The organism is Lysobacter rhizosphaerae (assembly GCF_054779795.1).
This window is the reverse complement of sequence record NZ_BAAGXO010000001.1, coordinates 711,354-723,659: the sequence shown is the minus strand read 5'-3', so window position 1 is coordinate 723,659 and position 12,306 is coordinate 711,354. Positions and strand designations below refer to the sequence as shown.

At 66.0% G+C, this 12,306-nt stretch carries 8 protein-coding genes and 1 tRNA gene; 5 read left to right on the top strand and 4 right to left on the bottom strand.

Annotation, left to right across the window (positions count from 1 at the left end):
- Positions 1-26: 26 nt before the first annotated feature.
- From ACYVGE_RS03370 to ACYVGE_RS03355, 4 genes are all read right to left on the bottom strand, one after another.
- Positions 27-509: a glutathione peroxidase gene (locus tag ACYVGE_RS03370; protein WP_460727016.1), complete on the bottom strand. Its 483-nt coding sequence runs from the start codon at positions 507-509 to the stop codon at positions 27-29.
- A gap of 115 nt (positions 510-624) precedes the next feature.
- Positions 625-2,949 (bottom strand): TonB-dependent receptor, encoded by a 2,325-nt coding sequence (locus ACYVGE_RS03365; RefSeq protein ID WP_460727014.1) that lies wholly within the window; start codon positions 2,947-2,949, stop codon positions 625-627.
- 215 nt (positions 2,950-3,164) lie between these two features.
- On the bottom strand, positions 3,165-5,198 hold the full coding sequence (locus ACYVGE_RS03360) for an amidohydrolase family protein (protein WP_460727012.1): 2,034 nt from the start codon (positions 5,196-5,198) through the stop codon (positions 3,165-3,167).
- Between the two features lie 321 nt (positions 5,199-5,519).
- On the bottom strand, positions 5,520-5,945 hold the full coding sequence (locus ACYVGE_RS03355) for a CBS domain-containing protein (protein ID WP_460727010.1): 426 nt from the start codon (positions 5,943-5,945) through the stop codon (positions 5,520-5,522).
- 162 nt (positions 5,946-6,107) lie between these two features.
- On the opposite strand from ACYVGE_RS03355, the gene ACYVGE_RS03350 reads away from it, so the two are divergent.
- The 5 genes from ACYVGE_RS03350 (at position 6,108) to murB (ending at position 12,279) form a co-directional block, all read left to right on the top strand.
- Positions 6,108-8,330 (top strand): M3 family metallopeptidase, encoded by a 2,223-nt coding sequence (locus ACYVGE_RS03350; protein ID WP_460727008.1) that lies wholly within the window; start codon positions 6,108-6,110, stop codon positions 8,328-8,330.
- A 125-nt stretch (positions 8,331-8,455) separates the two neighbouring features.
- A tRNA-Arg gene (locus ACYVGE_RS03345) sits at positions 8,456-8,532 on the top strand.
- Positions 8,533-8,617: 85 nt separating this feature from the next.
- Positions 8,618-10,150: an L-piperidine-6-carboxylate dehydrogenase gene (gene amaB / locus ACYVGE_RS03340; RefSeq protein ID WP_460727006.1), complete on the top strand. Its 1,533-nt coding sequence runs from the start codon at positions 8,618-8,620 to the stop codon at positions 10,148-10,150.
- Positions 10,151-10,153: 3 nt separating this feature from the next.
- Complete coding sequence (locus ACYVGE_RS03335; protein ID WP_460727004.1) at positions 10,154-11,209, top strand: quinone-dependent dihydroorotate dehydrogenase; 1,056 nt, start codon at positions 10,154-10,156, stop codon at positions 11,207-11,209.
- A 17-nt stretch (positions 11,210-11,226) separates the two neighbouring features.
- A complete protein-coding gene (gene murB / locus ACYVGE_RS03330; protein WP_460727002.1) occupies positions 11,227-12,279 on the top strand; it encodes a UDP-N-acetylmuramate dehydrogenase in 1,053 nt (350 codons plus the stop codon).
- Positions 12,280-12,306: the final 27 nt, after the last annotated feature.

Sequence of the window (12,306 nt, the reverse complement as noted above, 5' to 3'; positions counted from 1 at the left end):
GGCCTTAGTCCAGCGGCACGCTCGAATCACGCCAGGGCTTTTTCGATGTCCTTGGCGATCGCTTTGGGCTCTTCGTTGGGTGCGTAGCGCTTGACCACTTCGCCATCCCGGCCGATCAGGAACTTGCTGAAATTCCACTTGATCGCATCGATGCCGAGAAAGCCGCTCTTCTCGTCCTTCAGCCATTTCCACAGCGGATGCGCAGCGTCGCCGTTCACGTCGATCTTTGAGAACAGCGGGAAGGTGACGTCGTAGTTGAGGGAGCAGAAATTCCTGATCTCGGCCTCGTCGCCCGGCTCCTGGTGGCCGAACTGGTCGCAGGGGAAACCCAGGACCACCAGCCCCTTGGGGCCGTAGTCACGCCACAGCTGCTCCAGGCCGGTGTACTGCGGCGTGAAGCCGCACTGCGAGGCGACGTTGACGATCAGCAGCGCCTTCCCGCGGTAATCCGCAAGCGGCTTGGGCTGGCCGTCGATATCGGTGGCTGAGAAGTCGTAGGCGGTGGTCATGACGGCGTCCCTGGATGTGTTGGCGCGAGCATAGCGCGCCACGGCGCCAGGCGATGACCAAAAGAAAACGCCGGGGTTGGGCCCCGGCGTCTTCGTTGCATCGCGTGCGTATCGATCAGAACGTGGCTTTGAACTCCGCGCCGATGACGCGCGGCTCGTTGATGAAGCCGGTCAGATTGTTGAAGTCGATGCCGCCGACGACCTGGACCTCGTCGGTGATGTTGCGTCCGTACACGGCGACGTCATACCTGCCGCTGTCCCAGGTGTAGCCCAGGCGCAGGCCGCCTTCGACCAGCGACTGGCCGGTGAACTCGACAGAGTCGTACAGGAAGAAATTCACTTCGCTGCGGTAGGTCCAGTCGGTGAAGACATAGAACTCGCCGCCGTTGTCCATCGGCAGGCCCCAGCGCAGGGTGAGGTTGTGCGACCACTTCGGCGCCTGCGGCAGCGAATTGCCGTCGATCAGGGCTTTACCGTCGGCGTCGAGCGGATCGGTGACGGTGCACGCAGCGCACACGGAGACCGCCAGATCGTTGTCCTTGATCTCGGTGTCGTTGTAGCTGCTGCCGAGGGTGAACAGCAGGGTATCGGTGAGATAGGCCTGGAAGTCCATCTCGAAGCCCTGTCCGACGGTCTTGTCCGCGTTGAGCAGGATGTTGGCATTGGACGAACCACCCACCGCGGTGAGCTGCTGGTCCTTGACCTCGTAGTAGAAGACGTCGGCGTTGAGGCGCGCGCGCTTGTCCCAGAAATCAGCCTTCACACCGGCCTCGAACGAGGTGGAGCTTTCGGGCTCGGCCACCGACTTGAAGTTGAAGGCGCTGGCGGCCTGGATGCTGCTGCCGCGGTAGCCGGTGGCGACGCGCGCATAGACGTTGACGTCGTCGTTGATCTCGTAGGTAGCCGACACGTCCCAGCTGAACTTCTGGTCGTCCGTCGAGGCCGACAGATCGCCATCGGGCTCGGCCGCGGCCAGGTCGGCGAGCGTGCAGCGCACCGGCGGCGGCAGGATGCCGAGCAACGGCCCGATGCACGGCGCGAAGCCGGTATTGAAGTAGTCCTCGACCTTCAGGTCCTTCTGGTCCCAGGTGTAGCGCATGCCGGCGCGCAGTTCGAGCTTGTCGGTGGCCTGCCAGGTCGCGGCACCGAACACGGCCCACGAGTCGTTGGTCTGGTTGATGCGCTCGTAGCCATCCTGCGCACCGCCGTTGAGCGAGTCGTAGCTGAAGCTTTCGACGTCGTAGTCTTCATTGAAGTAGAACAGGCCGGCCTGCCAGTTCCAGGCGGTACCGGTCTCGGACTCGATGCGGAACTCCTGCGTCCACTGCGAGTGGTCGGGGATGCCGTCGGCGGTTTCCGAGGCGAACGGGATGAAGCCTGGGCCGGAGTTGCCCGGACCCAGGAACGACGCGCCGAAGCCGCCGTCGATGTCGCCGCGGCTGTAGGTATCCAGCGTCTCGTAGCCGGTGATCGAGTAGAGCGTGTAGCCACCACCCAGCTTCCAGCTCAGGCGGGCATTGGCGCCGGAACTGTCGAGCTCGGAGTGGTTGTAGCCGTCCAGCGAGACCTTGTCTTCGTCGAAACCATCGACCAGGTCGTTGGTGCCCGGCTTGATGATGTTGGCGCGGAACAGCCGCGCCGTGCCGTTGAGGTGGCGCGCGTGCAGGTTGAGCAATGCCTCGAAGCTCTCGCCCTCGTACAGTGCCTGCAGGCGGGCGGCGGATTCGTCATAGCCCTCGAAACCATCGTTCGGGCCCGGGAAGGTGTTGTCCACCCAGTCGTCGCGGCGCTGGAACAGCACCGACGCGCGCCCCGACCACTGGTCGGTCAGGCCGCCGCCGACGGCGCCTTCGAGGTTCCACATGTTGTCGCTGCCGACGCCGACCTTGCCGTAGCCGCCGAAGTCCTGCGAGGGGCGGGTCGAATCGAACTTCACCACGCCGGCCGGGCTGTTGCGGCCGAACAGCGAACCCTGCGGGCCGCGCAGCACTTCGACCTGGTCGACGTCGAACACCGGGAAGCCCTTGAGGATCGGGTTCTCCTGGACGACATCGTCATAGACCAGCGAAACAGGCTGCGAAGTGTTGAGGCGGAAGTCGGTGTTGCCGTAACCGCGGATGTAGAAGCGCGGGAAGGCGCGGCCGAACGAGGACTCGATGTTGAGGCTGGGCACGCGGCCGGACAGGAAGCGCACGTCGGTGCCGCCCGAGACCAATGCGTCCAGCTTCTCGCCACTCACGGTGCTGACCGAGACCGGCACGTCCTGGATGTTCTCGACCTTGCGCTGTGCGGTGACCTGTATGGCGTCGAGGGTAGTGGCGGTCTTTTGCGCCGGAGGGGTGGCGTCCTGGGCGAGTGCGGCGTGCGCCGGAAGCAGCAGGGCGATGGCGGCAGCCAGGGCGTGGCGGGACAGCGGACGAGCGTGAAGCTTCGTAGGCATGGTCGATCTCGCGGCAGGACGGCACAGGGCCGCCGGGGTCGGGAAAAGCCAGATTTTTTGCACGATCTGGCGCTTGGGACAGCGGTCATCCCCTGATGACCGGCGCGGGCAAGCCCGCCACGACGCGTCGATTGGTGGACAAATGTTACAACAGGGTTAAGCCCCCCGTACGCCATGGGATGTGACGCCCGGAAACCCGGGCGTCACCCCAGGGTTCAAGGTGCGGCGGCCTTCACCGGCTGGGCGAACGGCCTGATGCCCATCGCATCGAAGATCTCGCTCGGGTAGTAGGCGGTATCCCCCTTCAGGACCAGCGCCACCTTGCGGATGTCGGAAATGTTCCGGGTGGGGTCGCCGTCGACCAGCACCAGGTCCGACAACTTGCCGGGCGTGATCGAACCGCGGTCGTTGAGGGTCCGCGAATACTTGGCGCCGTTCCAGGTCGCGATCTGCAGCACCTGCGCCGGGGTCATGCCGGCCCGCACGTACCACTCCAGTTCGCTCTGCACGGTGAAGCCGGGGATGCTGTCGGTGCCGGCCACGATCGGCACGCCCGCCTTGTACATGCGGCCGACGAACTCGACCATCTTCAGGTACGACTTGTTGTAGCGCGCCGCCGTGGCCTCGTCCGGGATCTTCATCTCGGCGACCTTCAGGCCGCGCTGGATGTCCGGCGGCATGTGGTCGGCGACCGGCGCATAGCTTTCCGCCACCTCGCCCGCACGCTGGCGGATGAACTCGAATGTCGACAGGGTCGGGTCGATCGCGATCTGCTTCTTCGCGAGCGTCGCGATGAAGTCCTGCACCGGCTTGCTGTCGAAATCCAGGTCGGCGACCTTCTCGGCCGGCAGGTAGAAGCGCTGCAGCGTGCGCGTATCGGTCTTGTCGTCGACGAGGAAGTTCAGCATCACCTGGTTAATGTGCTGGATTTCGTCGTAGCCCTGGTCCACCGCATCCTGGGCGCGCAGGAACGCGGGAATGTGCCCGCTGACGCGCATGCCCTTGCTGTGCGCGTACGCCGCGGTCTCGCGCAGGATGTCCTTCGGGAAGGAGTTGTAGATCTTGATCTGCGGGTAGCCGTGCGCGGCGTACCAGTCGACGGCCTTCTTGGCCTCGTCGAGGTTCTTGATCACGAAGCCGTTGCGCGCCGACATCCCGCTCTCGCCTTCGATGAAGCCGGCCGGGACGATGTGCGTGAACAGCAGGGTTCCGGCCTTCTCCTCGGCGATGATCTGCTGCAGCGTGGCGTTGTCGTTGCCCATGTCGCGCACGGTGGTGACGCCGGTGGCGATGTTCAGGCCGCCGTCCCAGCGGCCCAGGTGGCCATGCATGTCGAACATGCCAGGCAGCAGCACGCGCCCGCCCGCATCGATGACGTTGTCGGCCTTGCCCTTGCCCGCCTTGCCGACGGAAACGATGCGGCCGTCGCGTACCAGCACGTCGGAAGCGGCACCGAGCGTGGCGTGTTCGCTGTCGAAGACGCGCGCGTTGCGGATGAGCGTCGTGCCCTTGAGCGGATGCGCCAGGCGCTGCTGGAAGGCCAGCAGCGTTTCGGCTTCCGCCTGTTTCTGCCGGGTCTCGAGCGCGGCGGCGTTCGCCGCCCAGCCGTCCTCGATCAGCTGCACGAAACCGGGGAAGATGAAGGCGAACAGGCGCGGCGGCTCTCCTTGTGAGCCCTGGGTCGCCCAGGCAAAGGTCGGCGTCAGGCCGACGCCGGTGATGGCCAGCAGGTCCACCTTGCGCGTCTGGCTGCCGTTGGTGACTTCGGCTTCGGCGACCTTGCGCGTGCTCAGCGTGCCGCTGGGAATCAGCGGCAGCTTGCCATCGGGACGCTTGGCCAGTGCGGCGAAGGCCACCGAGAACCCGGCCGGCGTCCCGCCCAGCGGCGAATACAACGCGGTGCCGGCGACGTCCTGCTCGCCCTTGTCGGAGGTCGACTTCCACCACGTCTTGTTGCCGTCGCGTCCGAACGATTCATCCACCGGCGCGCCGAACGTGGTGGTGCCGGTCACGTGGTAGCGGGTGAACGTGCCATCCGCCGCGAGCTGGTATTCCTCCTTCAGCTCGGGACCGCGGCCGTTGTCCTTGAAAATGTAATCGACGTGGGTCACGCCATCGTCGCCGGTGGTCACGACCTGGTGGCCGGCTTCCTTGCCGTTGTCGACGAGGGCGACGTAGCGCAGCGTTTCGGCGGCATATGCGGGACTGGCGAGTATCATCGCCAGGGACAGGGCCAGTGCACGTTTCATTCCCGGTATTCCTTGTCAGGGTCGAGTGGAGCCCGCAGCATCGCCGCAAAACGGCACGCATGCCCAGGCCATAAGTTGGGACGCGACACAGCTTCACGCCATGTCGGCTGACGAACCATGGAAATCCCCCGGTCACCCTGCCTGGCGTGTCACGCCACGCCAGGCTGCAACCTGCGCCCCGCGTCGGATCGTACCCGGCATTACTTCCGATGAAACGCCGGGCGACTCACACTTAGACGGCTTGCGTGGCGCGTCCCGCGCGAACGCCATCCGCGGGCCCCACTTCTCGAGGGCGGGCCATGGCCCGCCCTCGCCGACACTTCAATGCCGCATCGGTGCCGATACTTCCCTCACCACTTCCGCCGTGGCCTTCGGTTTGCCGGCAAGGGCCAGGTCGGCGATCGCGACGATGCCGACCAGCTTCCCGCTGGCGTCGACCACCGGCACGCGGCGGATCTGGTCGGCTTCCATCAGATGGACACAATCGGCAAGACTGGTCTCGGTGCTGACTGTACGCACCGGCATGGTCATCGCGTCGGCGGCGGTGGCGCCGTTGCTGTCGCGTCCCTCGGCGACCACGCGCATGGCGATGTCGCGATCGGTGACCACGCCGATGGGCCGCTGTGACGCGTCCACCACGGGGATCTGGCCACAATCGTGGTCGCGCATCATCCGGGCCACGTCACGCAGCGGCGTGGTGGCCGTGCAGCAGGCCGGATTGGGTGTCATCACGGACACGACGGTCATGGCATATCTCCTCGGGCGCGGGACGCCAGCATGGAAGCGGCCCGGTTTTCACGGCGTGACAGGGCCATGAACAGCCCGTCGCCCCTGCCTTTTGTCATGGGCATCGCCGATGCCCCATCGGTTACCCTCCGGCTCCCGCTCCAATCCACTGAGACCCACCCGATGAAGCACCGTCTCGCGCTGGCCGTCGCCATCGCCCTGGCCTCGGCAGCCGCCCCGGCCCTTGCCCACAACACCAATCCAGCACCCAGCGCCGTGAACGAACAGGCCAATCCCTTCTTCAGCGAAAGCACGCTGCCGCTGCACTACCCGCAGTTCGACAAGATCAAGGACAGCGACTTCGCGCCGGCCTTCGATCGCGGCATGGCCGACCAGAAGAAGGAAATCGATGCGATCGCCAACAACAAGGCGAAGCCGACCTTCGACAACACGATCATCGCGATGGAGAAGTCGGGCCGCATCCTGACCCGCGCGGCGACCGTGTTCGGCAACCTCGTCGGCGCCGACACCAACGACACGCGCGACAAGCTCGATGCCGACTACTCGCCGAAGTTCGCCGCGCACCGCGACGCGATCTACCTCAACCCGAAGCTGTTCGCACGCGTCAAGGCGCTGTACGACACCCGCGCGACGCTCGGCCTCGACGCCGAAGGCGTGCGCCTGGTCGAGAAGTACTACACCGACTTCGTCCGCGCCGGCGCCAACCTCACCGCCGAGCAGCAGGCACGCCTGAAGCAGATCAACGGCGAGCTCGCCTCGCTGGGCACGCAGTTCGGCCAGAACGTGCTGAACGAAAAGAACGACCTCGCCGTGGTGGTCGACAACAAGGCAGACCTCGCTGGCCTGCCCGACGACCAGATCGCCGCTGCGGTCGAAGCCGCCAAGGCCCGCAAGCTCGAAGGCAAGTACGTGCTGCCGCTGATGAACTTCAGCCAGCAGCCGCAGGAAACCTACCTGCAGAACCGTGCCCTGCGCCAGAAGCTGCAGGAAGCCTCGCTCATCCGCAACGAACGCGGCAACAAGTACGACAACCGCGAGATCGTGTCGAAGGTCGTGAAGCTGCGCACCGAGCGCGCGCAGATGCTGGGTTATCCGACCTACGCCGCCTACGCGCTGGAAAACGAAACGGCTAAGAACCCGGAAGCGGTCAATGCCATGCTCGGCAAGCTCGCCCCGGCCGCCGTCGCCAACGCGCGCAAGGAAGCGGCCGACATGCAGGCCATCATCGACAAGGAAGGCGGCAAGTTCCAGCTGCAGTCGTGGGACTGGGCCTACTACGCCGAGAAGGTGCGCCAGGCCAAGTTCAACTTCGACGAATCGCAGCTCAAGCCCTACCTCGAACTCGACCGCGTGCAGCAGGACGGCGTGTTCTACGCCGCGGGCAAGCTGTACGGCCTGACCTTCAAGGAGCGCAAGGACCTGCCGGTCTACCACGACGACGTGCGCGTGTTCGACGTCTTCGACAAGGACGGCAAGCAGCTGGCGATCTTCATCTCCGACATGTACGCCCGTCCGTCCAAGCAGGGCGGCGCGTGGATGAACTCGTACGTCGACCAGTCCGCGATGACCGGCTTCCTGCCGGTGGTCGCCAACCACCTCAACATCCCCAAGCCGCCGGCCGGCCAGCCGACCCTGCTGACGTGGGATGAAGTGACCACGATGTTCCATGAGTTCGGCCATGCGCTGCACGGCATGTTCTCGAACGTGAAGTACCCGTACTTCTCGGGCACCAGCGTTCCGCGCGACTTCGTCGAATACCCGTCGCAGGTCAACGAGATGTGGGCCGACTGGCCGGAAGTGCTGGCCAACTACGCCAAGCACTACCAGACCGGCGCCCCGATGCCGAAGGAACTGCTGGACAAGGTGCTGGCGAGCGCCAAGTTCAACCAGGGCTTCACCACGACCGAGTACCTCGGCGCGGCGATGCTCGACCAGCGCTGGCACCAGGTGAAGTCGGCCAACGAGGTTCCCGCCGCCGACGGCGTGATGGGCTTCGAAGCCGAGGCCCTGAAGAAGGACGGCCTCGATTTCGGCCCGGTGCCCCCGCGTTACCGCACGCCGTACTTCAGCCACATCATGGGCGGCTACGCAGCCGGCTACTACGCCTACATCTGGTCGGAAGTGCTCGACGCCGACAGCGTGGAATGGATGAAGCAGAACGGCGGCCTGACCCGCGCCAACGGCGACCACTTCCGCGACACCCTGCTCTCGCGTGGCGGCAGCAAGGACGCGCTGGCGCTGTTCCATGACTTCACCGGCCGCGATCCGTACATCGAGCCGCTGCTGGTGCGCCGTGGCCTGGACGCCACGCCGGCGGCCGACGACACCCAGCCGGCGACGAAGGCCGGCAAGGCCGACAAGGGCAGCAAGGGTTCGAAGAAGTAATCCCTGCCAGTGGAAAATCGACAGGACGCCCGGAGAAATCCGGGCGTTCTGCGTTTCCGGGCAGCGCGGTACCAGTCGCCGGGGTACGGCCACGCCCGGTTCTCTGCGATAATTCCGCGCCTTACGGCCCCGTAGCTCAGCTGGATAGAGCGGTCCCCTCCTAAGGGACAGGTCGCACGTTCGAATCGTGTCGGGGCCGCCATTCATGGATCGCACATCCGTGTGCGCAACCCCGCACACGTGCGGACTCCCAAATGCTTTGGTTTCCCCCTCCTGGAGCTGCATCAATGACCCACCCCGTCCTGACCGCCCTCGGCCTGACCGACAACGAATCCGGCACCTACCTCGGCAGCGGCCAGTGGTCGGCCACGAAGGACGCGGGCGTCATCGAACCGGTCAACCCGACCACGGGCGAGGTGCTTGGCCGCGTGCAGGCCTCCTCCAGGGCCGACTACGACACGATCGTCGAGCGCGCCCAGGCCGTTTACAAAGTCTGGCGCACCACCCCGGCCCCGCGCCGCGGCGAAGCCATCCGCCTGTGCGCCGACGCGCTGCGCACGCACAAGGACGCGCTGGGCTCGCTGGTCGCGCTGGAGATGGGCAAGTCGAAGCCGGAAGGCGACGGCGAAGTGCAGGAAATGATCGACATCGGCGAATTCGCCGTCGGCCTGTCGCGCCAGCTGTACGGCCTGACCATGCACTCCGAGCGCCCGGGCCACCGCATGTACGAGCAGTGGCACCCGATCGGCATCGTCGGCGTGATCTCCGCCTTCAACTTCCCGGTCGCGGTGTGGGCATGGAACTCGTTCGTCGCCGCCATCTGCGGTGACATCACCGTGTGGAAGCCCTCGCCGAAGACCCCGCTCTCGGCCATCGCGGCGATGAAGATCTGCAACGAGGCGCTGAAGAAGGGCGGCTTCCCCGACATCTTCTTCCTGTTCAACGATGCCGGCAGCGACCTCGCGCAGCAGTTCGTCGACGACCGCCGCATCCCGCTGATCAGCTTCACCGGTTCGACCAAGGTCGGCCGCATGGTCGGCGAGCGCGTCGCCCAGCGCATGGGCCGTTCGCTGCTGGAACTTGGCGGCAACAACGCGATCATCGTCGACCAGAGCGCCGACCTGAAGCTGGCGATTCCGGCCATCGCGTTCGGCGCGGTCGGCACCGCCGGCCAGCGCTGCACCACCACGCGCCGCCTGTTCGTGCACGAGTCGATCCATGACGACGTGCTCGCCAAACTGGTCGCCGCCTACAAGCAGGTAGAGAAGAAGATCGGCGACCCGACCGACCCGGCCAACCTGATGGGCCCGCTCAACAGCAAGGATGGCGTCGACGCCTACCTCGACGCGATCGAGAAGGCCAAGGCCGCGGGCGGCAAGATCGAAACCGGCGGCGCCGCGATCGAGGGCAAGGGCAACTTCGTCCTGCCGACGATCGTCACCGGCCTCACCAACGACGCCCAGATCGTCCAGCACGAGACCTTTGCGCCGATCCTCTACGTGATGAAGTTCAAGACGATCGACGAGGCCATCGACATGCAGAACGCCGTGCCGCAGGGCCTGTCGTCGTCGATCTTCACCCAGAACCTCAAGGCCGCCGAAGCTTTCCTGGCCGCGTCGGGTTCGGATTGCGGCATCGCCAACGTCAACATCGGCACCAGCGGTGCGGAAATCGGCGGCGCCTTCGGCGGCGAGAAGGAAACCGGCGGTGGCCGGGAATCCGGCTCGGATGCGTGGAAGGCCTATATGCGTCGCCAGACCAACACGATCAACTACTCCGATGCGCTGCCGCTGGCGCAGGGCATCAAGTTCGATCTGTAACCCATGTACGGACTCGCGCGCCCCTTCCTGTTCGGTCTTGATGCCGAGACCGCACATGGCCTTGGCCTGTCGGCCATGGAAGCTGCCTACCGCAGCGGGCTCAACCCGCTGCTGGCGCGCAAGCCCGAACCGTTGCCGACCAAGGCCTTCGGCCTGACCTTCCCGAATCCGGTCGGCCTGGCCGCCGGCCTCGACAAGAACGGCGCGCACATCGATGCGCTGATGTCGCTGGGTTTCGGCTTCGTCGAGATCGGCACGGTCACGCCCAAGCCGCAGGCGGGCAATCCCAAGCCGCGCATGTTCCGCCTGCCGGGACATCGCGCGGTGATCAACCGCCTCGGCTTCAACAACGACGGCATCGAAGCGCTGGTGCGCAACGTCGAACGCGCCGAATGCCGCGGCCTGCTCGGCATCAACATCGGCAAGAACAAGGACACCCCCAACGAGGCGGCCGCGGGCGACTACATGTACTGCCTGTCGCGGGTGTTTCCACTGGCCGACTACGTCACCATCAACATCTCCTCGCCCAACACCGCCGGCCTGCGTGAGTTGCAGGAAGAACAGGCGCTGCGGCGCCTGATCGGCACGCTGCGCGAGGAACAGGAACGCCTGCAGGCCAAGCACGGCAAATGCGTGCCGATGCTGGTGAAGGTCGCGCCCGACCTGAGCGAAAGCGACGTCGACGCCGCAGCGCGCGTGCTCACCGACCTTGAAGTCGACGGTGTGATCGCCACCAACACCACCGTCCAGCGCCTCCTGGTCGAGGGCGCGCAGCACGCGGATGAAACCGGCGGTCTTTCCGGGCAGCCGCTGATGGGCCCGGCCACCACCGTGCTGCGCATGATGCGCACGCGCCTGCCCGAGTCGATCGACCTGATCGGCGTGGGCGGCATCATGAGCGGTGCCGATGCCGCGACCAAGCAGGCCGCGGGGGCGTCGCTGGTACAGCTGTACACGGGCCTGGTCTACCAGGGCCCGAAACTCGTGTACGAATGCGTCGAAGCGATGCGTCGCCGCAAGGAAGCGCCCAGCCGCGGCAACCTGCCGCCAGAAGTCTGAGAGCAACCGCACACTCCATGACCGACTACATCCGCATCGCCCGCGACGCGCCGCTGCAATCCCGCAATACCTTCGGCGTCGTAGCGACCGCGCCGGTGCTGGTGGAAGTCGCCGATTCGGCTGCCCTGCCCGCCCTGCTCGCCGACCGCGAATTCGGCGAACGCTTGTCGCTGGTGCTCGGTGGCGGCAGCAACCTGTTGTTCGCGGGCAATCCGGAAGGCGTGGTGCTGGCCCTGACCGGCAAGCGCGTGACCCATGTCGACGATGTCCCGACCGAAGCGGGCGTGCGCACCATCGTGCGCGCCGATGCCGGCGTGGAATGGCACGACTTCGTGATGCGCACGTTGCGCCACGGTTTTGCCGGACTGGAAAACCTCGCGCTGATTCCCGGCACTGTCGGCGCCGCCCCGATCCAGAACATCGGCGCCTACGGCGCGGAAGTGCGCGAGTTCATCCACGCGGTGGAAGCCTTCGAGCCGGCAACGGGCCAGGTGCAGCGCTTCGATGCGCCCGGATGCCGTTTTTCCTATCGCGACAGCCTGTTCAAGCAGCAGCCCGATCGCTACATCGTCACCGCGGTCGAATTCGCCCTGTCGCGGGTACCCGCGCTGAAACTCGACTACGCGGGGATCCGCGAGGAACTCGACAGCATGGGCGTCGCTTCCCCGCTGCCCAGGCATGTCGCGGACGCGGTCATCGCGATCCGCCGCCGCAAGCTGCCCGACCCCGCCGTGATCGGCAACGCGGGCAGCTTCTTCAAGAATCCGATCGTGGCCGTGGCGCAGGCCGACGTGCTCAAGTCCGAGCACGACGCGCTGCCGGTGTTCCGCGGCAACGACGACAGCACCCGCAAGCTGTCCGCCGCATGGCTGATCGACCAGTGCGGTTGGAAGGGGCATCGCGACGGCGATGCGGGGGTGGCCGCCACCCACGCCCTGGTCCTGGTCAACCATGGCCAGGCGACCGGCGCGCAATTGCTGACGCTTGCACGGCGCATTGCCGATTCGGTGCGCAGGCGCTTTGGCGTGGTCCTGGAGCCGGAACCGCGCGTCATCGGCGCGACCTGGTGACGGCGCGGTGGTGACTGCAACGGCAAC